We start from the raw sequence: 23,829 nt of genomic DNA on the forward strand, positions 1-23,829 counted from the left end.
GCTCTGGCCACCACCGGCGTGTATGGCACCAAGATCAAGGGGGGCAGCAGCACCTACTCCATCGCAGCCCCCTTCATGGTCATGGGCAGCGCAAGCGTCGATTTCTAAAACGACGTCAACACACAAAAATGCCGGGGGAAAACCCCGGCATTTTTTTGGCCTATCTTTCAGGCAGCCTGCACTATCATAACTTTTACATCCTGTTGTGCATTTCCACTCAACTGCAACACATAGTCTCCAGGTTCCAAAATAAAATCGACCATTTTAACGATGCCTGAGCAGGCGGGGCCATGCTGATGCGCAACTGAATCCAGAGATTTGCCGTCAGACACAACATCAATCCATGCCTTTCCGCCAAGCATGACACGATACGTCTCTTTCTTGGAAATATGGAACCTCACCATTCCAGCAAAATCGAAATGATGTTTTAACGCTCCTGACTGCAAAACGAACTGTCGTTCTGATGCCGGTAGCAACGGCACCTGAGCCGCCTGTCCCAGCGTAAGCGAAAATGCAGAAGAGGTCTTTTGGACCCCGGTAGCCTTCCCCTCGACAGGGTGAGCCCAACCTGAAAGCTCAGGAGGCACTTTATAAGATGCGGCATCACATGTTTCAGATGCGGCAAAAGCGGATGCTTCCGGCACAGCTAGACTCATAGCACACAGAAAAAAGACAATATTTTTATGGCTCATGATGACCACCGACTTCCATCACTATTCAGACGAACACAGTAAAGGATCATGAGATTTTTGTCACAACCAGGACTCTACGACCCATCCCAAAAGCGCAGCTAATAGGCTCTGATGTGCCAGAAGCCATCGTCTTTTTGTATCATCAGGTCGTCACGTTAGAGCTTCAGGTTCTTTTCGCGATCTGACAAACGTCCCTGTCTTTGCCCTGCGTGTTATTCAACTTCCAGAATTTTCTCATCCTGTGTTCCTCCTCATGCTATGAGTCCATTCTGCGTTTACCAGCACCTTTTGGCTGCAAACTGAGTGGTATGCCCATGACATCCTTCTCCTCCTCTCCTCCGCGCGTTTCCATTCGCTACTGCACACAATGCAACTGGCTGTTACGGGCTGGCTGGATGGCACAGGAGCTTTTATCCACATTTGGACAGGAGTTGGGAGAAGTCGCTCTGATCCCCGATACCGGGGGCCGGTTCGAGATACGCGTGGGCGATCACGTTATCTGGGAACGCAAACAGGATGGAGGGTTTCCTGACGTCAAAGAACTGAAACAACGCGTACGCAACGTGATCGCACCGGAACGTGACCTCGGTCACATTGATCGCCATTCGCATCCGAAGTGATACAAGAGAATGCGATCCCTATAATCGGGGCTCTTTTAAAAACTAAATTTTCTCGCCAGATAAAAATCTTTGATCACTTTATCTTGTGACTGGCTCGTCTTTTTTCGCCTGAATATGCTGCCCCTTCATGCCAATAAGGCCACGCATATGTTTCAAACAGCTTCTTTCTATTTTGATATTTTCAAAACCAACTGATAGCAAAAAGAAGCCTGCTGCATGTTCCAAAAATCATACAGCAGGCAAAAACGCAGTTGTTCAGTTCGTGATATTCTGAAGAACCTGGAAGCCTTCAAAAACAGGCGGCCCCACTGTCAGGGGTTTACCTTCCCCCGCATTGGCATGAGCTGCCCGAAACTGTTCGGATTTTGTCCATCCGATAAAGGCCTCGTAAGATTCCCAGACAGTATGAGACGCATATAGGACATACTCCTCATACCGTGGCCCCTGAAGAAACTGAAAACTTTCAAATCCATGCACAGTTTTCAGAAGAACTTCACGATCAAGCCAGCGTTTTTTGAAAGCCTCTTCATGATCTGGATGAACCTTGAAGCGATTCATGGCGATATACATATGGTTTCCTTTTCATATTCGTGAAGATGACTGTTCCATCAGATCGTGGGGTATAATAAACGGACGACCTGTACCAACGTGAGTCACATAATTGCGTGACTGCACGCCAAACACTTCTGCCAGAAGGCGTGTGTTCAGAACTTCAACGGGCTTACCCTGCGCATGCAAGCGCCCCTGGGAAAGCACTGCAACATTATCTGCGCAGGCAGCCGCCCAATTGAGATCATGCAACACCAATACAATACCCCCACCCTGCCTGGCATAAGCCAGCACGCATTCCATGATCAGTTTTTGGTGAGCCAGATCCTGTGCAGCCAGAGGTTCATCCAGCAACAGAACACCCGCGCCCCGGCTTTCCATTCCGCCCTCCAACTGCGCCAGCACTCGAGCTAAATGCGCCCTTTGCCGTTCTCCACCAGAAAGCGTTGTAACATCCCGTGTTGCAAAACCAGTCAACCCTACGCGATCAAGCACTGACGCTATAATCTGATTCTGCTTTTTTCTAAGGAGATGTTTTCCGGTATAGGTTAGCCCCATACCCACCAGATCATGCACAGAAAAGCGCGCTGTGGTGATACATTCCTGCGCCAGGAGCGCACGGTGCCGTGCAAGCTCTATCGCACTGAACTCGGCCATATTGCGGTTGTCCAGCCATACTGTGCCACATGTGGGTTGCACGGAGCCGCTCATCACGCGCAACAGCGTACTTTTGCCTGCACCGTTAGGGCCGATAATCGCCAGAACCTCACCTGCCCGCACAGAAAGATAGAGTGATTTCAAAAGGGTTTTATTCTGTCGGACGACATGACAGTCTTCAAGACGCAGCTTCATGATACACTGCTCCCTTTATGGGTGCGCACCAGCAGCCAGACAAAAACCGGCGCCCCCAATATGGCTGTGATAATCCCGACCGGAACCTCCGCTGGTGCGGCCACAATACGCGCAAGGGAATCTGACAGAACCAGAAGCATGGCCCCCATAATCACACTCCCTGGCAACACCCACCTGTAATCCGGCCCGGTTACCAACCGTACAAGATGAGGCACCACCACACCAATAAATCCTATTGAACCGACCAACGAGACAGACGCCCCGACTGAGGCCGCACATGCCAACATGGCAAACTGCTTGGTTCGCTCTACCGGAAAACCCATTAAACTGGCATCGGCCTCACCAAGCAGCATGGCATTCAGGGGCTGCGCCAGCCCTGCCGTGCAGAGCAGGGAAATGCCAAAAAATGGAAGAACAAGCAGAACACGGAACCAGTTGACACCCACCAGACTCCCCATGGTCCAGAACGTGATGTCTCGTAGGGCCTGATCATTCGCACGAAAAACAAGGATGCCTGTCAGCGCACCACAAAACGCAGAAAAGGCGACACCCGCCAACAAAATGGTACTGATGGATGTTTCTCCCTGCCGTCTGGCAAAAAGATATAATAGCGCCGTTGCGCCAAACCCACCGATCATACCGCCCAGAGGCAAGCTCCACGCCCCATAGGCGGGCGGAAAAAGATCCGGAATGCCGCATACAATCAAAAAAGATGTGATCAGACCAGCACCAGACGAAACACCAATAAGGCTGGGATCTGCCAAAGGATTACGGAATAAGCCCTGCATGATGGCCCCCGCGCCGCCCAGAGCCGCCCCGGCCAAGACACCCATTACAACACGCGGAGCCCGGATAGAGAGCACAACCTCCCGGTTGAGAGCCTGATGCGCGCTGGAGGACACAAGCGCCCATAAGTTAATATGGGTTGCGCCAATATTAAGAGAAAATAAAATGGAAAGAATCAGACATATAAAAACAATAACAAGAAACAGGATTTTTTTATTCATTCTGAAAAAGCTTTAGGCAGGCTTACGAAATACGTTGATTTTCTGGGCCAGCTCCAGCGCAACATGCGGTGTGTCAGGACCAAATCCCAGCATGTGACCACCTTCCATGGGCACAAACCCTTTGCTCTGGCCTGCCGGGGTCTGCATGAAGGCCGCCGTCCCCATTAATTCAGACTGTATCCGTTCTGCACTCTGCTCCATCAGCAAAACAACCTGAGGAGCCATGGGAATAAGTGCTTCATCATTCAGCATTTTATAGCCATGCATGGTGCCTGCCGCATTTACACACCCAGTCAGCTTTATCATGCTGTCAGCCGCGGTTCCGGCTCCAGCCACCATGGGGCGTCCATTTTGCATGCTCATAACAAAAATGGCTTTAAGGGGTGGTGTAGGCAAGGCTGCACGCCATTGCGCCAGAGCATCAAAACCCTGGGTTATGCGCTGGCACAGCGCTTCCCCCTGCTTTTGACACGCCACCACATTTGCCAGAAACCGGGTTCTGCTCAGAATTGTTTCTGGAGTAGGGGTTGAATCCACCATAATCACGGGCACGGATGACGCCATAAGCTGTTCAAGCGCGGTTGGTGGCCCGGCATCATTCAGGCTCAATATAAGGTCCGGCTGAACGGAAAGGACCCCTTCGGCTGAAATGCTTCTCATATAGCCAAGGGATTTCTTGTTTTTTAAAGCGTCCACCGGCCATGTGCTGGTGGTATCCACCGCCACAATACGGTCCTGCGCACCCAAGGCATAAAGTGTTTCCGTAATCGCACCGCCAATACAGGCAATACGCCGTGCTGTGCCCAGAGCAACATGTCTGCCCCGGTAGTCTGTTACTTCTTTTGGTAGCTGTGCATCAGATGATTGTGCGCTGGCTGCCGCTCCGCCAAAAGCAGCAGCCAGCCCCGCCCCCATCCCCACCATCATCATGCGGCGAGAGACAGAGTAGCACGTGACCTTTCTCGTTTTAGAGAAAGATGTTCTTTTATAAGGCACGTTCAAAACCATAAACTCACGCCGCCTGCAGGTAGGGTTCGCATCTATCCAGATACTGCGTCACCCGTTCAAACGCAGCTTCCGCATGGCTTATGCAGATCGCGGTATCCAATGGGGCGTGATCAACGGCGGCCTTGAAACTCTGCCACCCATACGCCCGGCCCTGCGCATCCGGCGCAAGATGTCGGGCGCCAAAATTTTCGGTAAGCCCCATATCCTGTGCACGCTTTGCCAGAATATTCGCCCCCAGCTTTGACCCTTCCGCAACATAAAGCCACCCGATAGCGGCTGAGACACTTCCAGCCACAGGCGGGTTTCTTCTCACCATTGGGTAAGGCACACACAGATCCTGCATATCCCGCTCTACAAGCTCAAGGCGGTTTCTGCTGTTCATATCTGGCACCAGTGCAGCAACATCCGCTCTGGCATAAAGATCTGACACATCACGATGGAAAAGATATTGCACGACCAGAAAGACCGTATAGCGCTCATGGCTTGAGAACAGGTCAAGACCCGTCATGCGGTGATCAAGCCGCTCATGCGCTGCGTGGGTGTACTGCCTCAGCACGCTGGTCAGGCCAGTTTGTGAATGCAACGTCATGTGCGGCCCCCTACGGTCTTTTTATTATGAAGGTGTGGCGCCGGACCTGTGAACATATGCCCCCCATACCCGCACTGTGTCCGGCGCCTGTCCGATTCTATATCGCAAATGATAATCATATGCAACTAGATTGACAGAGAATTCTCGCGCCTCGTATTAAACGCGAATAATTCTTATTCTCGGAGTCTCTCATGACCAATCGCGCGCCAGGTGCATTCTGGCCTCCTCTTCTGATGGCTTCGACTTTCCTTTCCATCTCCGCCGTGGACGCTCATGCGGCTGAGATTTCTCCTCCTCCTGCGCGTCAGGCAGAGGAAAAACAGACCGCACCGGCACAAACCCCCGCCAAGGCAACCGCACAGAAAAGCACCGTAACGCTGCGGCCGGTGCGGGTGCATGGCAAAGCCGACATTATCGACTCAATGAAAATTGATCCCGATGCCGATTACAGCGCCGTTGGCAAACCCCGTGTGCTAACAACGACCACAACCATGAAAACGTTCCAGCAACGTATGGTAGATAATTTGTCAGACTATGCACGCCGCGTAGACGCTGCCGTCAATTACAATGCCAGCAATTTCAGCATCAACATGCGCGGGCTGGATCAGAACCGACTGCTGACCACCATTGATGGTGTCAGAACCGTATGGGCCAATGATGGCGCGCGCGGCGTGGAAGGCGGCGTTGCGGCGTTTGACTTCAACTCACTTGGGGCGATGGATATTGTCAAAAGTGCTGATTCCAGTTTCTTCGGCACAGGCTCCCTGGGTGGTGTTGTGGCCCTCCGCACACTGGACCCGGAAGATATTCTTAAAAATGGCAAGAATTTTGGCGGCCTGTCCAAACTGACATATGATGGCTCCAGCGAGAGCGCCTACCTGAATCAGGCGCTGGCGGGCCGGTACAAGAACACCGTGTTTCTCGTTCAGGGCGGATACCAGAATGGTAGTGAAATCTGGAACATGGGCAAAACAAGAGGAACAGGCATCACCCGGTCCAAAAAGAACCCGCAATCTTATGATCAAGGAAACTTCCTGGGCAAGATCCGCCATTATTTTGAAGGCGGCCACCGCGTAGGGCTGACCGGCGAGTGGTTTGATCGTAATTCTGATGAAAATACCCTCACCAGTGTCGGTTCCACCTACAGCCGCTATCGCACACGGGAGGAAAACAAACGGTCCCGCGTGTCCGCCAATTATGATTATAAGGCCACCAGCCCCACCGCGCTGTTCAGCGAAGGCCATTTTCTGGCCTACTGGCAGCAGATGAACATGATTACGAACACGACCTCCAACCGGCTGAGCGCCCCGGTAGGGGAATATGATCGTGACTCAAATCTTTCTGTACAATCATATGGCGTAACCGGTTCAGCAACCGCCAATCTGTTCACTGGTCCGATCCATCACGCCATCACGTTTGGCGGGGAGGCTTATATGACGGACACCAGCCAATATGCGGCGGGGAAAGACAATTGCACTGCCTCCATTTATTCCTGTAGTTTTCTCCACGTTAACCAGTCTGATATGCCCCGCGTTCATGGGAATGATCTTGGCGCCATTGTGCAGGACCGCATGGGCATTGGCCGGAATGAATGGTTCCATCTTACCCCCGGCTTCCGCTTTGACTGGTATGAACGCAACCCTCAGGCAACAGCCTCCTACACGTCCAATGCTGCCTATATGGGTGAACCCAATCGCTCCAGCGGCTCTCATTTCTCGCCAAAAGTTCTGGCAGAAGCGCGTGTCTTGCGGAACCTGACACTTTACGGGCAGTATTCGGAGGCCTTTCGTGCGCCCTCCGCAACAGAGTTGTATCTGACCTACGGCGGAAACGGCAGTTACGTGAATATTGGCAACCCCAACCTCAAACCTGAAACCAGCCGGGGGTGGGAAGTGGGCGCACGCTACGGAAATTCTGAAAGAGGCGCGACCATTTCCTTCTATGACAATTATTATCACAACTTTATTGATAACATCACCACCACCGCCGCTGCGGCTGGTATTGGGGGCTATTACCCCATGGGTGTTTTTGAATACGTCAACCGCCAGCATGTGCGGATTTACGGCGTGGAAGCGAGCGCGAACTGGACGTTTGACACCCATTGGCAGGCCTGGACATCCCTCTCCTATGCCGATGGTCGGGACACCGATGAAAAAGTGCACCTGAACTCTGTTGCGCCGTTCCGTGGAATTATCGGGTTTGGCTACAAACAGACCAATTGGGGGGCCAGCCTCTCCAGCACTTTTGCTGCTGCGCGTGACAAAGTGCAGGACCCCACATCCAACAAGAACAAAACGCCCGGCTATGTCATATTTGATCTGACAGGGTGGTATTCCCCCTCTTTTGCAAAAAATCTGCGCCTGCAGGCAGGCATGTATAACGTCTTTAACAAAACCTATTATAATGCATTGGATATTCCCGACAGTTCTTCCCTGCCCAAAACCTACTACACGCAGCCGGGCAGAACCTTCAAAGTCACCGCCCTTATCAATTTCTGAACGCAGAGCCGTTACACTAAGGGGTGCAGGAATAAGCCATCCTGCACCCCTTTTTGCTTAAAGCCTGTTTGAACAGCCCGCGATTGAGAGCTGATGAGAGGTCTTTAAAGCTGAAAGGTAGCTCTCACGACGCGAAGCCATTCTCACGGCAATTCAACGCATTCCGCAGACCAAAACTCGCGCACTACCTGACTGACCTTTCAAACAGCCTTTCTGGCCCACTCTGACTGAACGCAGACGCTCATCCCAAAGCAAAATAACCTTGAGAACAAACAGGGGCTGAGAGCCTTTTCAGGTGGCATACTCTCAAGGTGTGCCGCTCTACCTTTACAGGAAAGCTCCATCCTGCCGATGGGCCTCCCTCCATCACACATGCCGTTCTCTTAAGCGTGGTATCAACAAAAGCCGTAACCCCACCCTTGCCTGCAACTCCTCAAATAGCCGCAGCACACAGACCTTTCAGCGCGAACCCTCCTTGTTACAACAAAACTCGTTGCATTGTCCGGGCAGGCATGACAGAACGGCCAGCCCATTCACTGTATCGTTCCTTTGATGAGCCCCCACAGCTTATGTCATTCACGGCCTGCTTCTTGCAGCACCATTATTCTGTCCCAGGTTGTGCGCAGGATTTGAATGCACTCCCCCTGTTAGCTGTGCAATGCTCTCCAGAACGGATCACCGTTCTGTTCATTCAATACACATAAACTGACCTGCTTTTTATATCCTCTTCACATTCCATTCTTCACTCCAGACGACACTGCCCCTTTTGCCCCAGAATTGACTGCCCCCGCCGATGAAAAAAAATCTGTCTTTTGCTCTGTCCCGTAAACACCCTGTACTGCATGCAATTTCCGGCAGTATCATGCCATCTGCATTGGCGCATTGGCTTGGTGTACGCGCCATTGCCATTGCACCGGAACAGATTGCCATACGGGAAGGGTTACGAGCAGGCGTGGCCGTTGGCACCGTGATGCTTCTGGCGCTGCATCTGGGTATGCCGCTCATGGCGTGGTCTGCTTTTGCCGCGTTCTGGACATGTCTGGTTGATCCCGGTGGGCTTCTACGCCCACGCCTTAAAACCATGCTTACCTTCGCGGCGGCGGGTACGGTCATAACCGGGGTGATCTCGGCTGCTGCAGGATATGGTACTCTTCCTGCCTTTATTGGCGTTGGTCTGTGTTCTTTCCTGTGTGGGCTGGCCCGCATGAAGGGAGCCATCGCTACGCAGATCAGTGTCCTCGCCGCCATTGTCGGGGTTGTGGCTGTCTGTTACCCGCAAACCCCTATTGGAGCTTTGCATCTTTCTGGTTTGTTCATTCTGGGTGCTGCATGGGCAACCTGTATCTGCATGCTGGCATGGCCGGTAGACCCCTATGCACCGCAGCGTCAGGCCTGCGCCGCCATTTTTCGGGAACAGGCACGGATGACCCGCCGCCTGCTTGAATTTGCACAGCCCGCCGAGCCGGAAAGCCTGATGCGCCAGAATGCCATCAGCGCCTACCGGCGGGATATTCGCAGCCGTATTGAACAGACACGCGCCAAAATAGAAGTGCTCTCCGCCAGCACACTAACCAGCCGCACCCGCAAAACCCTTTTGCCAGCAGTAGAAGCCGCCGACCGTATTTTTATTGCGGTTATGGCATTTGAACACGCCATGCTCTCTGGCTCGCCCGCCCCTACACCTCTGGCGCGCCGCACCATCCGCCTGTTGGCGACCACCTTGCAACGCGTTGGCAGGGAAATTCTTTCCACCAAACCACGCCCGGAAGCCCTGCAAAGACAAATCCGTTTTCTGAAGCTGGTGGGAGAGCGAGAGGACGATCTTTTTGCCAAAGGGGCACGTTTATGTGCCAACGCCCTTTCTGATCTTCAGGCTGCATGGCAGACGCCGACTGCGGCCCCTCAGCAAGCCCGTCCTGTCGCGGCAAGCGCACCCACACGCCCTGCACCGCCAAACCGCCTGTTTCTGCGCCATGCCGCACGCCTTTCCGTTGCGGTTATGGTGGCCTACGCTATCTCTCTGAAACTGGATCTGTCTTACGCTTACTGGGCTATGATGGCGGTGGTGGTGGTGACACAGCCGCAGGTTAACACCACTCTGCCGCGTACCATTGAACGCGTGGCGGGTAGCATTGCGGGGGGACTTCTGGCCGCCATTATGGGCGTATTGCTCCCCATGTGGGGCATTCTGTTGCTGGTGTTTCCGCTGGCAGCCGCCACAATTGCCCTGCGCAGCGTGAACTACACCCTTTGCGTGATGTTCATGACGCAGCTTTTTGTTCTGGTGACTGATCTTGTCAGCCCTGCTTTGGGTTGGGATGTGGCCCTAGCCCGTTCCATCAATAACATTATTGGCAGTCTGGTTGGCTTGGCCGCCTGCTTGCTCCTGTGGCCAGAACGGCGTAGCCCGCCCCTGGCAACGCTGATTACGGCCGCTTTTAAGGCCAACATGCAGTATGCGGCTCTGGCCACCAATCCCCAGCCGGTGGACTGGAGCACCATTGAACACGCGCGCAGAAAAGCAGGAACCACCAGCACCCAAGCGGAAATTCAGTATCAGCAGGCGCGCGTGGAAGGCCTACGTCGGGCAGAATACCTGAACAGGAGTGGAGAAATTCTGTTTCTGCTCCGCAAAATGGCCGGAGCCGCCAGCGTATGGTGGCTGGAACAAACCACTCCGCCGTCCGCCATTGCTCTTCAAAGGGCAGACCTTTACGCCCGACTGGACAAGGAGCTTTCCACATCATCACAAGAAGGAACGCCTGAGAACAGCATGACGCTGGACGCTATTCTTGAACAGCTTCGGTGTCTGGATCTGGAAATATTCTAAAAAACGCGCCAGTTATCAGAATAAATAACTGGTGCGAGAACTTTTGAAAACAGCCCCGTGGCTGTGAGGACAAGTGGTCTCGCTGGAGGGAAAACCGCCGCGTTCAAACACCATAAGCGCCGAACCGAGAACTGGTGTTTCAACCAGCCGCTAAAGCGTTGCTCCTGCCCCGGCCGAAATGCGACCCATAAAAAAACTGCGGCCCAGCAAGACCGCAGCTTTTCCTTCACATAAGCAATCTGACATCTCGGATCTCAGGCCGCCAGATGCTCAATGCGGCTTTTGCGAAACTGCGAGGCCACAAGCTGCGCCATAACGGCAAGATCAGGCTTTACGGCATTATGCAGGGCGCGCACGCTTTCATGCGCTGCGTAGAAACGCCGCCCGCCAAGCCCTTTGACCTGAATGGCCGTGCCCAGAAAAATTCCGTCTATTTCAATAATCTTTGAGTCCAACATAATGACTTACCCTCGAACACAAGGCTTATAAAAAGCCGTATCCGCCGGCAGTCTCACTACCGGCAATTTTTAGAGCGCATGCTCAGATGCGCCACAACACCACATTCGGTATTGGCAACATCGATTGGCACGCATCTTGATCTCCACCATGAAAGCGCTCCTTTCATTAGCGTCCGGCCCTGCTGCCGGAACCACGCCACAATGAGCGGTTAAAGCGGTGCTGTCAATATTTAAAAACGATTCCATTTCGTGCTTAAACTTCACGCGAACCAAATGCACTGTTGAATTATTTTATCGTTTGTTTTCAAGATGATAATCTTTAAACCTCAGGAAAAACGAGACTAAATTCCTCCTCCGCGTGGGGTGGATTTCTACCAAATTCCTCTTCCAATGCAATTTTTAACTTATATTTTTCGTTTTTATAATGTATCACCAAAAAATATCGTGTCTTATGGTGATCCAAACCCAGCCCCCGGGTCTGACCATAGGGAAGAGGAGTTCTGTCTGATGCCAACATCTCTGCGTCATTCCACTGTTCATTCCCAGACTCCAGATTTTCTGGCGACAACCCCACGGCTTTCGCCCGCGCTGATACGCGCCCTTTCTCCTTTTGATCTGCTGATAGTGCCCGGCCTGTTTGGGTCCGATGACGACCACTGGCAGTCCATCTGGGAAGATGTGTTCCGGGGGCATGGCCTTTCCATAAAACGTGTAGAGCAGGATGACTGGTCCCACCCCACACGCACAGACTGGCAAACCAGACTGGAGCAGACTCTTCAGGCAAGCCGTCGTCCCGTGCTGTTGATTGGGCACAGTCTGGGGGCCATCCTGAGCGTTCATCATGGGGCTACCCACCCCACATCCGCCGTGGCTGGCGCTCTTCTGGTTGCTCCGGCAGATGGAGAAGAAAGCACAGGGCCGGATGCCGCCCGCCTTGCGTCCTTCCTGCCGTTGCCAGACAAGCGCCTGCCGTTTCCAAGCACTGTCATTTTCAGCCAGAATGATCCCTGGCTGGCCCCAGCACGTGCGCATCATCTGGCAAAAAGGTGGGGCGCTTCCCTGCTTGATGCCGGATATGTCGGGCATATTGGAAACAACTCGGGCGTGGACCACTGGCCGTTAGGGCTGAACGCGCTTCATTCTCTGGCGCTGACATGCCACGCGGGGCAGATGCCCGCCCACGCCTGATTGCTGAGACCTCGACCATTCGCTAATAATAATCCTTCTCATATAAAGCACATGAGACGGGATAAGGCGCAGTGGCGAAAAACGTGGTCCGAAAACTGTTTGGAAAGCGTGAAAAGGCTCAGCCCCTTCCGCCGCCCCCGTTGCCAGATGCCATTGAGGCCATTCGGCAAAAAGCCTTACGCGGCTATCATCTGGAACAGGTGCTGTGGGGCCAAACCCTGCTGGACAGCATTTATGTGCCCCGAGATCCGCACCAGGCGCTGATATGGTTCACCATGGCCGCCAACGCAGGGTATGGCCCCGCCCACAACATGCTGGGGCGCTGCGCCCATTTTGGCTGGGGATGTGAAAAAAACCTGCAAAAAGCAGCCCAACATTATGAAGCCGCTGCTGCATTAGGGGATGAATGGGGCCGGTATAATCTGGGCATTCTGACCATGCGCGGCATAGGCATGCCTCAGAACCTGAAGCGTGCGCTTCATCTCTTTCAGACAGCGGCGCAGAATGGTCACGCCAAATCCATGAATATTCTGGCCCGTTTTCTGGAAGAAGGCTGGGAAATTCCACAGGACCGGCAAGCAGCACTGGCATGGTACAAGCGTTCGGCGGAAGGCGGGGATTATCGCGGCCAGCACAATTACGCCACGGCGCTGGCGGAAGCGGGCAAAACGGAAGAAGCCCTGCACTGGTGGGCACAGGCACTGCCGGATGCCACCTCCGATATTCTCCTGGCCATGAACCGCTCCCTGACCCGGCTGGGACCAGAAAAAGCGCCTGAACTCTACGCGGCCTTGCAGGAACGGCTTCAATCCCTCCCTAAACCGGAAGACCAAGCAACCAAGCCTGTCTGATCCGTTAGAGAGGGTTAAAAACCTGACGTGAAGGACGAAGCGAAGAATTTCCGAGTCTGAAAAGGCAGATATGTAAAACGAGGCACAGAAGGCTATATGCTGGCACCAGCAAGAGCATTCAGCCTAAAAACCCACCACGCCAGCCTGACAGGTTTTTCAAGCAGTCTTTAGGGTGAATCAGAGATCACACCACTGGCGCATCAGGTTGTGATAGCAATTGACCAGTTGCAGCACGGCAGGATCATGATCAGAAAGCCGGGTCCGTAGATCCATGACGGCCTGATCCAGATCATACAGCACGCGCCGGCGGCTTTCCTCCCGCACCATGGACTGGGTCCAGAAAAATGAGGCCCACCGGCTGCCACGTGTTACCGGGGCAACGCTATGCAACACAGTGGTATCGTAAACAATCATATCACCTGCGGGCAGCTTGATTTCCTGCACCCCGGCTTCATCGTAAATGCAGAGTTCTCCCCCATCATAATCTTCCGGGTGGCTGAGAAAGAGCGTGCAGGACACATCTGTCCGCACGCGCATGCCGCCGGAATCTGGAATAGGCCGCACGGCGTTATCCACATGCGCGCCGAACGCCATGCCTGCATCATATCGGTTGAAAAGGGGCGGCACGACGCGAAACGGCACCACCGCGCTATTAAAAACACGATTCCGCCCAAGCGCGCGCAACACCAGTTCTGCCAGTTCACGATGCTGCGGATGGTTCAGTGGCAGTTGCAGATTATGTTTGGCCTTGGCCGATTGCTGCCCAGCGGTTGCTTTTCCGTCCTGCCAATCCGCCTTTTCCAGAACGGAGCGACAATGCGCCAGTTCTTCAGGGGTAAGAACATCGGGAATATGCAGCATCATGATGTTTTGGTCCGACAATAAAAAACCGGGTTTCCCCGCCTGACATCCAACAGACGCCACCCGGTTTTTGTAAGCTGCTGCCTCACAAAGCTCAAGATGATCAAGTGTTTACGAGATCAGATGCAAACGCATTGCAAGAACCGTTGGCAGCGCAGTTAATAATCACTCGAAAAACGGGCGCAACGCGATGTTGATAGTAAGAATTAATTCCCATAAAATATTGATATATAACCACTTTTTTATTTGCATCCTGTTTTGCACTCAGCTAGACAGCAAACTGTATTTCCTCCCACACCAGCAAAGAGACAGATCATGGTTAAAGACCCAAAAGTTATTGAACACCTGAACACGCAGCTGACAAACGAGCTGACTGCCATCAACCAGTACTTCCTGCATGCCCGCACCCTGCGCCACTGGGGCGTGACCCTGCTGGGCAAAAAGGAATATGAAGAATCCATTGAAGAAATGCGTCATGCTGACTGGCTGATCGAACGCATTCTGTATCTGGGTGGCCTGCCCAACGTGCAGCGCCTGAACACCATCCTGATTGGTCAGGATGTAAAAGAAATTCTGGAATGCGATCTGAAGCTGGAAGAAAAGGCCATGGCCGACCTGCGGGAAGGCATTGCCTATTGTGAAAGCGTGCGTGACTTCGTCTCCCGTGACCTTCTGCTGAAGATCCTTGAAAACGAAGAAGAACACGAAGACTTCCTTGATCGTCAGTTCGACCTCATCAAGCAGATTGGCGTTGAGCGTTACATTCAGCTCAACTCTGCCGCTGCTCCTGATCAGGAATAAGCCGTCTTCTGCAGCCTCCCTATCCGTGGGAGGCTGCATGTCCGGCCAGTTGTCTTCATGCCTTTGAGAAGAAATTCTCGTAGGCGTCTGGCTTGAAACCCACTTCCAGAGCATCCCCCGCCGCAAGCACGGGACGTTTGATCATGGATGGCTGAGCCACCATTAGGGCCACGGCCCGCTCCTCCGTCAGATTGGTTTTGTCGGCTTCCGGCAGCTTTCTGAACGTTGTGCCCGCCTTGTTCAGCAGCTTTTCCCATCCAACCTGTTTGATCCATTTCCGCAGATGGACCGCGTCAATTCCCTGACTTTTGTAGTCATGGAAGACGTACGCAATACCGTGCTCATCCAGCCACGCACGGGCCTTGCGCATGGTGTCACAGCTTTTGATGCCATACAGGGTCACAGACTGCGTCATTCTTGTTCCTTCTCTCCCATACAAAGCAGAACCACCCCTCAGGCGGCTTTTCCGCATGCCGTAACACGGCCTTGCATCATAACCGCGCAGCCAGCCGGATAAAGAGGCCCCCTCTCCGCAAGCCCGGCAGCACATCCTGCACGTCTTATCTGACGAAAGAGGTGGAACACCGCCATTACTCAGCGGAACCGAAGCCGCACAACAGGTGATGTTGACAGGCCAGACTCATTCAGACCAATTTGGCAGGATGTTGCGCCCCTCCGCCCGCCATATCGGCTTCTGCGCCACGCCTTTGCTAAGTGGCTGTACCGCGCAGAGCGCGCCCACCTTTTCCATTTTCGGCGCCTATTTTCCAGATTGGATGCTCTGCGGCATGATTGGCGTAGCGGTAGCTGTCGGGCTGCGTGTGCTGTTTCTGATCAGCGGAATCGATTCTGTTCTGAGCCTGCGCCTTTTTACTTACGTCTCTCTGGGCATTATCGCCGCCTTGCTGGTCTGGCTGATAGCGTTCGGGCCATAGCCCATGAAAAAAGTCTCTCTTTCTCCAACCCGGCCTGTTGGTATTGTCATTGCTGGCATCTGTCTTGCCGGCGCTCTTGCTCTGGCTGTTTATGTGGCTCGGCAGGATAGCGCCTACCCCTCTTCCGACAGTGCGGAACTGGATGCCGAACTGGTTCACATGGCCTCCACCGTCGGGGGGCGGCTGGTTGATTTGCGGGTACAGGTCAATCAGGCCGTAAAAAAAGGGGATGTGCTCTACAGGCTTGACCCTGAACCCTATGAACTGGCGGTAAGGCAGGGGGAAGCCAATCTGGCACTGGCCTCGGCCGAGGTAGAAAACCAGCAACGGCTTGTGGCCGTAAAAACAGCCAACGCCGCCGTGGCCAGAAGCCAGACAGAACGCGCTCAGACCAATCATGATCTGGCAGCCCGCACGGTGGAGCGGCTCAAACCGCTTGCCGGAAAATCCTACATTCCCTGGCAGGAATACGATCAGGCGCGGGTTGCGCTGAACAACGCGTCCGTCTCCCTTTCTCAAAGCCAGCAGCAGGAACAGGCAGCGCAGATTGCCATTGGAGACCTGAAAAGCTCCATTGCCGCCCAGCAGGCCGCGCAGGCTGCATTGGATCAGGCCCGCTACGCCTTGCGGCAAACCACAGTCATTGCACCCACAGATGGTTACGTAACCAGCCTGCGGGTCAAAGCGGGGGAGATCCTTGCTCCGTCTCAGGTGCTGTTCACGCTGATTGCCAACGATGCCTGGTACGCCACCGCCAATATCCGCGAAATTGCGCTTAAGGCCGTGCAACCGGGGGCGTGCGCCACCGTATATTCCATGATCGACAAACACACAGCCTTGCATGGCCATGTAGAAAGTATTGGCTGGGGCGTGCTCTCTGCCGATTCCGCAGGAATTGGAGCTACCCTGCCTTTGGTGCCCCGCCAGATGGACTGGGTGCATGTGGCGCAGCGTTTCCCGGTCAGAATCAAGCTGGAAGCGGCAGACCCCCGCCTGCTCCGTCTGGGAGCCACGGCCACAGTCGAGATCCGCCATGGCGCTGCCTGTCCCTGATACCCTGCATCTGACACTGGCCCGGTTCTGGCGGCTGGTGTGTGACCCCGCTCCCGGCCGACTGGGCTACAGCCTGCGCATGACGTGCGCCTGCACCGTTGTCATTCTGATATGCGAGATCTGGCAGGTTCCGGAAAGCGCACTCCCCGCGTTTGTCACCCTGGCGCTCTGGCAGAAAGACCGCGTCACGAATGTGGTGGCGGGAATTGCTGTTAATCTTCTGTTCGCAGTTGTGATTTTTCTAATGTTCGGGCTGGTGCATCTCACACTGGACCATCCCTTGAATCTGGTTGCCGCCACGGCCTTGCTCTCCCTCGGTTTCTTTTTCCTTGGGTCAGCCAGCAAGCTGAAACCGGTCGCCTACATGCTGGCGCTGATTGTTGTTTACGCCCTGATCGCCATAGATCAGGCACCGGTTGGTGAACTGGCCACCCGTGCCCTGCTCTATGCTGACCTGTTCATTCTCATTCCGGGTGGGGTGATGGTTGTGTTGGGGGCGCTCATCTGCCCCTCCCCCAAAACCCTTTTGACCCAAGCCATTGCCGCGCGGTTGCGCCTGAGCGCCCATCTGCTCCAGCATCCCGATGCCCTTGCGCAGGAGCAGGCCACCGCCATGCTGCGAGAGGGAGCAGGCACCATGCTGAAATCCCTCAAAATGGCTAAGCTGGAAAAACTCTGGCGTACGCAGGATCTGCAATGCCTGCATCACGCACTTTACAGCAGCGTTGCCACATTGGCTCTGGCCCATGCCGCAAGCCGTGAAAACACTCCCCTACAGCCTCAGCCTTCCCTTATTCAAACCCTTTCAGAGATGGCAGCCATTTTTGAAAAAGGTGATTATCCTACAGATATCACCATGCCCGTTGTGTTCGGTGCCTCTCCGGCTGTGCACTCCCTTGCTTCCCTGCTTTCAACGTTCACAACGCCGCCTCAGTCAAACAAACCGCAAACAGCTGAGAAAGACGAAAGCGGGCCATCCGGTTTTTTCTTCCCTGATGCCTTTACCAACCCAGAACATGTGCGCTTTGCCGTAAAGGGCACCGCTGCCGTCATGCTCTGCTATTTCCTGTTCAAGGTTCTGGCGTGGCCCGGCATCCACACCTGCGTCATTACCTGTTTCATTGTGGCGCTCCCCACAATGGGAGAAATGATCTCCAAACTTACGCTCCGTATTTCAGGCGCACTGGTGGGGGGAGCCATGGGGATTGGCTCTCTTATTGTCCTGATGCCTCATTTGCAAAACAGCGCGGCTTTTCTTGCCATGATGGCCGTTGGCTCGCTTCTGGCCTGCTGGATCAAAACGGGTGATGAACGCATTGCATATGCCGGATTGCAAATAGGGCTGGCTTTTTTCCTCTCTGATCTGAAGGGATACGGCCCCACCACGGATATGACCACGGCCCGAGACCGTATTATCGGGATTCTTCTCGGCAATTTCCTGACCTATGCGGTTTTCACCAGCATCTGGCCCACCAGCGCCTACGATAAAATCAAGGATACGTTGAAAACCGTTTTGCACGCTCTTCATGCTCTCTGTTCCGCCACCACTCCTGCAGAGCAACTTGTGCATGCCGCAGCCGCTCAGGCCGCCCTTGGCACCGCAGAACGGACCATTGAATTCGCCGCCATGGAACCACCCCATATGCGGGCAGACATGCCCCATCTGCAATCCTACCACTCCATGACACAGGATGCAGCCGTGCTGGCAGAAGACGCCTTGATCCCAGCCCTCCACTCCGATACCGCTCATCAGGTTACTCGGCTTGAGCAGGGACTGCTGAAATGATGCATTTTTCCAGATTCTGTGTCCCGCTCTGTGGAACTGTCACCCTCCTTCTTCTGTGTGGCTGCGCCAACGAGGCCCTTGAAACTGCTCCTGAACGGCCAGACACCCCATGGCAGCCCAATGTTTCAGAAAAAGGTGAACTGCTGCCCGGCAAAAACCGGACAGGCCGTGGATTGAGCCTTCCCGCAGGTTTCACGCTGCCAGCCAATCAGACCATAAGCCCCCGCGCGCCGGACGCCGAGATCAGCAGTTCCCACCCCTATTCTCTGGCTGAACTGATAGACATCGCGCAGTCGAGCAACCCTACGACCCGTATTGCATGGAACACCGCTCGGGACGCAGCACTGGCCGTGGGCATTACGCGCACCGCTTATCTACCCCACCTGAGTGCCACGGTCGTCGGCGGTTATACGCACCAGCATAACAATGGTGGCAATCCAAGCCTGAGCAATGCGGGGCAGATTGGCGCTGATACCAATGCCCTTATCAATCAGGCGGAAGGTTTGACAGATGGTGTCAGGAACCGGAATTCCGGTTCTGGCGAGGTTCAGACCCTGAGTATGGAATGGCTGCTGTTTGATTTTGGAAAGCGAGAAGCCATTATCAATGCCGCCAAGCAGGCACAGCTTGCCGACAACATTCTCTTCACAGCTGCGCATCAGAAAGTAATTTATGAAGTCACTCTGGCGTTTTACGCGCATGCCGCAGCCGCCGCGCGCGTCGGGCTTGTGCAGCAGGCTGTAAACAACGCCCACGCTGTAGAAGCCGCTGCCGAAATGCGCCTGAAGCAGGGGCAAGGTACCATTGTTGACGTCACACAGGCCCGACAGATGACCGCCCAGGCTGAACTTCAGTTGGTACAAGCCCAGAATGCGGCAGAAAATACCTATCTGGAGCTTATAACCGCCATGGGGATTTCCCCAAACACCCGCCTGCAAACCAGTGATATTTCCAACCGCCCGCTAACAATGGCAGACGCGCGGCTGACAGAAGGCATGGTGCGTCAGGCCGTGGCCCAAAGGCCAGATGTGCTGGCGGCCTATGCATCTGCCAAAGCATCACAAAATCGGATAGCCGCCGCAAAGGCCGAATTTTTGCCAAAGGTTTTTGTCTCCGGCAATGTTGCATACACAACAGGCAGACTGGCTCTTTCTTCCGTGCCCGGCGTTGGATCTGACTCCTCCCCCACCCTGAACCTGTCCACCAACAATTTCAGCAGCCTTATTCTTGGCGGTATTACCGTCCCTGTGTTTGATGGGGGTATGCGGGCGGCAGTTCTGAAGCAGGTAAAAAATCAGGCGGATAGTGCGCAGGCTCTTTTACGCAAAACTGTTGATGAATCGGTCAAACAGATCATTGTGGCTGAAAACGGAGTGCATGCCAGTCTGAGCGCCTACACAGCCGCAACCAAGCTCCAGACAGCATCCCAGACCGCATTTGATGCCGCTTTTGCCGCCTACCGCAACGGTGTTGGGTCCATCACACAAGCCACCATGGCTCAAAGCGGCCTACTGAGTGCTCAGCTTGGCAAATCAGACGCCTATTACGCTTCCCTGATTGCTGCATCCAGCCTGGCCTTTGCCACAGGCTCCATCCAAACAACCGCACCTGAGTGATGCGTCACCGCAGAGAAGCTCACCCTTATTCCGTGCTTTGACAAACATCCGTTCAAAGCCTCGTGTCATTTTACCACGCGCTTTTCAAGGTTCGCCAATCAGCAGCCAAAGATGTTAGACGATATTGCATAACTGTTTAAGAACTATAGGTTTTTTATAACCCCTAAAACGTCTTTCCTTTGGCAAAGTCTGGCATCTAAAGCAAAGAGACGTTGGCCCGATGCGAAAGAAACGGTACAGCCTGTGTCGCGTCTTTTCAGAAACAATAGCCGTGCCTCTAACCGATCCGTGTTAGTGTTTCATCCTTCACACGAAGACCGTTCCGAAAGTGTCACTCGTCAAAATCCCAAAACACAGGAATAATCGCAACACCCCAACGGAGACCCAACCGAATGATCGTTTTATATGGCACGCCACTTTCCGGCCATGTGCATCGCGTCCGCCTGCTGCTTTCCATGCTGAAACTGACATACCAGTTTGAAACAGTAACAGGCCGCACACCTGAACTGTTACGCATGAACCCGTTGGGGCAGGTTCCTGTTCTAAAAGATGATGATATTGTTTTGGCAGATAGCAACGCTATCATGATTTATCTGATCAAGAGATATGGAGCCAATTCTCCGCTTCTGCCACAAGGCCCTGTTGAGGCCGGGCATGTGCAGCGGTGGCTTTCCATTGCCGCAGGCGAACTTCGCCAAGGCCCGGCTGCAGCCCGCATGGTCAGCCTGTTCAACAAGAAAAATGAACCCGCTGATGCAAAAGAACGGGCTCACTCCTTATTTGCGATCATGAATACGCATTTGGAGAAGCAGGCATTTCTTGCCACATCTTACCCCACACTGGCTGACCTTGCGTGTTACGCTTACACGGCCCGTGCGCCAGAAGGTGGAATTTCTTTAGAAAACTATCCCCATATTGAGGCATGGTTGAAAAGAATCGAAGCATTACCCGATTTTGTGCCGATGCCATGGGCAAAGGATCTTAGCGCCGCCTGATCACCCTGCTTCACGGTGTTTATATCGGAAGCACGTTGGGTCGTGGTCATCGACCATGCCGACAGCCTGCATCCAAGCATAAACAATAACAGGCCCCACAAACTTGAAACCCCGCTCTTTCAAGGCCTTTGAAAGAGCGACCGAGTGAGGAGACTGGGTCAGCACCTGGCCGGTGGTGTTTCGTATGGGAGCATCAGGCACCATTCCCCATGTGAAGGAGGCAAAATCCTCACCACGTGCCTGCATGGCCAGATACGCCCGCGCATTGCCAATCGTAGCTTCAATCTTGGCGCGCGCGCGGATAATGCCGGCATCCGCCATCAGGCGCTCTACATCTTGGCTATCAAACAGAGCCACCTGTTCTGGGTCAAATTCCGCAAAAGCCTTACGAAAGCCCTCTCGCCGCCGCAAGACTGTCAGCCATGAAAGCCCGGCCTGAAACCCTTCAAGCATAAGCATTTCCCATAGCGCGCGACTATCCTTGACCGGAGCCCCCCATTCTTCATCATGATAGGTCCGTAATAACGGATTTGTCTGAGCCCACTTGCAGCGGGGAAGCGTTTCAGCAACCTGATGTGTCATGCTGTGAGCATACGGCACACAAGCCGCCTTACGCTATCCCTTCCCTTCGCAATCCTTGTCAGCCCTCTTTCAGATTACGTGCCTGCGTCAGGCACGCTGTCTCAAAGAGAGAAGAAGAGACTGTTTTCAAGCCGCCTTCTTTTTTACCGCGTGGGGATGCCGGAGGATCAATATCTTCCCACCCTGACACCAGATCAGAGTGTGTTTCCACATAATTTTTCCAAGCATGATGCTGGAAAAAATGGAGAAGGCCTGTCATGTCTTCCTCCTTCGCATTTTTTATTTTTCTTGAGGGAGGGAGCTTTTTCTAAAAGCTCCTGCGTCCTCTTCTTTAAACACCGTGCAGAGGCATAAGTTTCAGATAATATGGCAAAAACGCCATTTTCTTGCTGTAATCATAGTCCGAAGGACACGATATTTAAAAATACCCTTTAAAAACCCTATCCGTATCAAATTTCGTAAACCTGTATTTTATCAGGCTTTTTTCTGTTTTTTAGACGCTTTCGTATTTCCACTTCCCCAGAAGGTCGCTATGGCGAATACGCCGAGAATAGCGAGACCAAGACCAGAAAGTGTCATGATTATTCTATAAAAAAGACCACCAATCTTGGCAGCATGAACCGGGAAAATATCATTGAACAGCCGCGCTTGCACAGACATATCCATGGCATCTCGCGCTTCCACCAAACGGCCAGTATCTGCGGCAAACCAGAGCATGGTGCGCCCGTTTGGCAGCCACTCTGCCGGTTGACGCATGCGTAAGGTGATCAGACCACTCTCTTTTCTCGGTAACGCCAGACTTCTGAACTCTGCCTGAGGAAACTGCTGCCGTGCTGTTTCCATCATTGTTACCCAATCCAGATCCTTACCAAGCTTGACGGAAGGGTACGCGGGCGGCTTGAGGCCATGAGCAAGTGCTGCGGTCGTCCCCGGTCCGAATGCTACGTTGCTAAGAGGCCGGAACACCATCAAAACGCCGGTGATAAAAGAGAGAAGCAACAAAGGCGCAATGATTATTCCAAGATCACGATGGTGCCGTATGATGGCCGGACGGCTCATACGCTTGGGCCATAGCCGGAATTCAAATGTCTGACGGGTCCGCCACCACAAAATGCTGCCCGTTACCACCATGAGAATGCCAATAAAACCGGCTATCCCTACATATGTCTCGCCTTGCGGACGCATGAACAGATAGCGATGCAAACTCACGAGCCATAATTCTGGACGAGACCAGTCACTTGCCCATGAAGCCAGAACACGGCCTGCCTGATCTGTATAGGCGCCCCCACCACCGGCATAAGCCAACCGGTCCACTCCCAAAGAAGGAGAGGCAAAGACGAACATCTGCGGATGCTTGCCTTCGGCGTTCATGAAATGCTCAACAAGGTCCCCAACTTGCTGGCCACTTTGCACAACCGCATCATGCTTATGCGATACGATTGTCCATGCATCCTTATGAACCAGAAATGCTCCAGAAAGCCCTAAAAGAACAAGCACTATTCCCACCACTGCCCCGACCCAGCGATGAACCAGACCAACCGCCCGCATAAACATCAAATGAACGCCTTGATTATGTTTTTCGCTCTAATCCACTTTTCCAATGATACACACCAAAACACCAATGGTTTTACAGTCTAGATTTTCAATTTTTCAAAATTATCGCGTTTTTTTCACATTTCTTACAAATCAGAAACATAAAAACCAATGGAGTTCTTTTAATAAGACATGCCCCCACTTTGAGAGTTCGGCAGCAGAAGTTGGTAATTTTCACTCTTCAAAATGGACAAATTTTGTAGGAACGCCCAGTTTGGCCCATCTTTCACGGCACTGGGTAGGGTGGTCTGGATGATTTACGACAATACGACCTTTGGTGCTGCCACCCAGAATGCCCTTGAGCTTGCTGCGGCCTTGGAGCGAAGCAAAAACTGAGCAGTTCAACGAGCATCCAGCGGTATATATCTGGAACGCAGAAAGCCGCCCATGGGGCGGCTGAGTGTATGATATTGATCATTTTGTATGGTTGCGGGGGCAGGATTTGAACCTGCGGCCTTCAGGTTA

General features: G+C 53.5%; 23 protein-coding genes and 1 pseudogene. 12 read left to right on the forward strand and 12 right to left on the reverse strand.

What is annotated here, in order from left to right:
* Nucleotides 1-108 (forward strand): annotated as a pseudogene (locus AD948_RS18940) (TonB-denpendent receptor); the annotation flags it as partial.
* Nucleotides 109-167: 59 nt separating this feature from the next.
* On the opposite strand, the gene AD948_RS02990 reads toward AD948_RS18940, so the two are convergent.
* Nucleotides 168-692, reverse strand: coding sequence for a hypothetical protein (locus tag AD948_RS02990; RefSeq protein WP_061470601.1), 525 nt, complete (start codon nt 690-692; stop codon nt 168-170).
* A 314-nt stretch (nt 693-1,006) separates the two neighbouring features.
* On the opposite strand from AD948_RS02990, the gene AD948_RS02995 reads away from it, so the two are divergent.
* The gene (locus AD948_RS02995) at nt 1,007-1,312 is read left to right on the forward strand and encodes a SelT/SelW/SelH family protein (protein WP_061470631.1); all 306 of its coding nucleotides are present in this window, start codon (nt 1,007-1,009) and stop codon (nt 1,310-1,312) included.
* Nucleotides 1,313-1,567: 255 nt separating this feature from the next.
* On the opposite strand, the gene AD948_RS03000 is transcribed toward AD948_RS02995, so the two are convergent.
* The 5 genes from AD948_RS03000 to AD948_RS03020 all read right to left on the reverse strand — a co-directional run bounded on the left by AD948_RS03000 (nt 1,568) and on the right by AD948_RS03020 (nt 5,317).
* A complete protein-coding gene (locus tag AD948_RS03000) occupies nt 1,568-1,882 on the reverse strand; it encodes an antibiotic biosynthesis monooxygenase family protein (RefSeq protein WP_006558797.1) in 315 nt (104 codons plus the stop codon).
* 12 nt (nt 1,883-1,894) lie between these two features.
* Nucleotides 1,895-2,713 (reverse strand): heme ABC transporter ATP-binding protein, encoded by an 819-nt coding sequence (locus tag AD948_RS03005; RefSeq protein ID WP_061470604.1) that lies wholly within the window; start codon nt 2,711-2,713, stop codon nt 1,895-1,897.
* Nucleotides 2,710-3,720, reverse strand: a complete 1,011-nt coding sequence (locus AD948_RS03010; protein ID WP_006558799.1) for a FecCD family ABC transporter permease — start codon at nt 3,718-3,720, stop codon at nt 2,710-2,712. The genes AD948_RS03005 and AD948_RS03010 overlap by 4 nt, the downstream gene beginning before the upstream one ends.
* A 12-nt stretch (nt 3,721-3,732) precedes the next feature.
* A complete protein-coding gene (locus AD948_RS03015) occupies nt 3,733-4,650 on the reverse strand; it encodes a heme/hemin ABC transporter substrate-binding protein (RefSeq protein WP_061470606.1) in 918 nt (305 codons plus the stop codon).
* 82 nt (nt 4,651-4,732) lie between these two features.
* The gene (locus AD948_RS03020; RefSeq protein WP_061470608.1) at nt 4,733-5,317 is read right to left on the reverse strand and encodes a biliverdin-producing heme oxygenase; all 585 of its coding nucleotides are present in this window, start codon (nt 5,315-5,317) and stop codon (nt 4,733-4,735) included.
* A gap of 233 nt (nt 5,318-5,550) precedes the next feature.
* Here AD948_RS03020 and AD948_RS03025 point away from each other — a divergent pair, with 233 nt between their 5' ends.
* Together AD948_RS03025 and AD948_RS03035 are read left to right on the forward strand one after the other, a co-directional pair.
* Nucleotides 5,551-7,815 (forward strand): TonB-dependent hemoglobin/transferrin/lactoferrin family receptor, encoded by a 2,265-nt coding sequence (locus AD948_RS03025; protein WP_156478906.1) that lies wholly within the window; start codon nt 5,551-5,553, stop codon nt 7,813-7,815.
* 793 nt (nt 7,816-8,608) lie between these two features.
* The gene (locus AD948_RS03035; RefSeq protein WP_061470612.1) at nt 8,609-10,645 is read left to right on the forward strand and encodes an FUSC family protein; all 2,037 of its coding nucleotides are present in this window, start codon (nt 8,609-8,611) and stop codon (nt 10,643-10,645) included.
* 254 nt (nt 10,646-10,899) lie between these two features.
* On the opposite strand, the gene AD948_RS03040 is transcribed toward AD948_RS03035, so the two are convergent.
* Entirely contained in the window at nt 10,900-11,103 is a 204-nt protein-coding gene (locus AD948_RS03040) for a hypothetical protein (RefSeq protein ID WP_006558805.1), read from the reverse strand.
* Nucleotides 11,104-11,610: 507 nt separating this feature from the next.
* Here AD948_RS03040 and AD948_RS03045 point away from each other — a divergent pair.
* Together AD948_RS03045 and AD948_RS03050 are read left to right on the forward strand one after the other, a co-directional pair.
* Nucleotides 11,611-12,291, forward strand: coding sequence for an RBBP9/YdeN family alpha/beta hydrolase (locus tag AD948_RS03045; RefSeq protein ID WP_086897705.1), 681 nt, complete (start codon nt 11,611-11,613; stop codon nt 12,289-12,291).
* A gap of 71 nt (nt 12,292-12,362) precedes the next feature.
* Nucleotides 12,363-13,142, forward strand: coding sequence for a tetratricopeptide repeat protein (locus AD948_RS03050; RefSeq protein ID WP_061470614.1), 780 nt, complete (start codon nt 12,363-12,365; stop codon nt 13,140-13,142).
* Between the two features lie 177 nt (nt 13,143-13,319).
* Here AD948_RS03050 and AD948_RS03055 read toward each other — a convergent pair whose 3' ends face one another.
* On the reverse strand, nt 13,320-14,006 hold the full coding sequence (locus AD948_RS03055) for a Fe2+-dependent dioxygenase (RefSeq protein WP_039904506.1): 687 nt from the start codon (nt 14,004-14,006) through the stop codon (nt 13,320-13,322).
* A gap of 309 nt (nt 14,007-14,315) precedes the next feature.
* Between AD948_RS03055 and bfr the strand changes: the two genes are divergently transcribed.
* Nucleotides 14,316-14,804: a bacterioferritin gene (bfr, locus tag AD948_RS03060; protein WP_061470637.1), complete on the forward strand. Its 489-nt coding sequence runs from the start codon at nt 14,316-14,318 to the stop codon at nt 14,802-14,804.
* A 55-nt stretch (nt 14,805-14,859) separates the two neighbouring features.
* Here the strand turns inward: bfr and AD948_RS03065 are convergent, their stop codons facing one another.
* Nucleotides 14,860-15,219 (reverse strand): ArsC family reductase, encoded by a 360-nt coding sequence (locus tag AD948_RS03065; protein ID WP_061470616.1) that lies wholly within the window; start codon nt 15,217-15,219, stop codon nt 14,860-14,862.
* A 208-nt stretch (nt 15,220-15,427) separates the two neighbouring features.
* On the opposite strand from AD948_RS03065, the gene AD948_RS03070 reads away from it, so the two are divergent.
* The 5 genes from AD948_RS03070 (at nt 15,428) to AD948_RS03090 (ending at nt 21,189) form a co-directional block, all read left to right on the forward strand.
* Nucleotides 15,428-15,739 carry a YtcA family lipoprotein gene (locus AD948_RS03070; RefSeq protein WP_082782273.1) on the forward strand — a complete coding sequence of 104 codons (312 nt, stop codon included), beginning with the start codon at nt 15,428-15,430 and terminating at the stop codon, nt 15,737-15,739.
* 3 nt (nt 15,740-15,742) lie between these two features.
* Nucleotides 15,743-16,792: a multidrug transporter subunit MdtN gene (gene mdtN, locus AD948_RS03075; protein ID WP_061470620.1), complete on the forward strand. Its 1,050-nt coding sequence runs from the start codon at nt 15,743-15,745 to the stop codon at nt 16,790-16,792.
* Nucleotides 16,773-18,578 carry an FUSC family protein gene (locus AD948_RS03080; RefSeq protein WP_061470622.1) on the forward strand — a complete coding sequence of 602 codons (1,806 nt, stop codon included), beginning with the start codon at nt 16,773-16,775 and terminating at the stop codon, nt 18,576-18,578. The genes mdtN and AD948_RS03080 overlap by 20 nt, the downstream gene beginning before the upstream one ends.
* A complete protein-coding gene (locus AD948_RS03085) occupies nt 18,575-20,194 on the forward strand; it encodes a TolC family protein (protein ID WP_061470624.1) in 1,620 nt (539 codons plus the stop codon). Before AD948_RS03080 ends, AD948_RS03085 begins: the two co-directional genes overlap by 4 nt.
* A 392-nt stretch (nt 20,195-20,586) precedes the next feature.
* On the forward strand, nt 20,587-21,189 hold the full coding sequence (locus tag AD948_RS03090) for a glutathione S-transferase family protein (protein ID WP_061470626.1): 603 nt from the start codon (nt 20,587-20,589) through the stop codon (nt 21,187-21,189).
* Here AD948_RS03090 and AD948_RS03095 read toward each other — a convergent pair whose 3' ends face one another.
* The 3 genes from AD948_RS03095 to AD948_RS03105 form a co-directional block, all read right to left on the reverse strand.
* On the reverse strand, nt 21,190-21,771 hold the full coding sequence (locus AD948_RS03095; protein WP_061470628.1) for a DNA-3-methyladenine glycosylase I: 582 nt from the start codon (nt 21,769-21,771) through the stop codon (nt 21,190-21,192). It lies immediately after the preceding gene.
* 58 nt (nt 21,772-21,829) lie between these two features.
* Nucleotides 21,830-22,030: a hypothetical protein gene (locus tag AD948_RS03100; RefSeq protein ID WP_061470630.1), complete on the reverse strand. Its 201-nt coding sequence runs from the start codon at nt 22,028-22,030 to the stop codon at nt 21,830-21,832.
* Nucleotides 22,031-22,245: 215 nt separating this feature from the next.
* A complete protein-coding gene (locus AD948_RS03105; RefSeq protein WP_248845901.1) occupies nt 22,246-23,325 on the reverse strand; it encodes a PepSY-associated TM helix domain-containing protein in 1,080 nt (359 codons plus the stop codon).
* Nucleotides 23,326-23,829: the final 504 nt, after the last annotated feature.

This window comes from Acetobacter senegalensis (genome assembly GCF_001580995.1).
Lineage (GTDB): Bacteria > Pseudomonadota > Alphaproteobacteria > Acetobacterales > Acetobacteraceae > Acetobacter > Acetobacter senegalensis.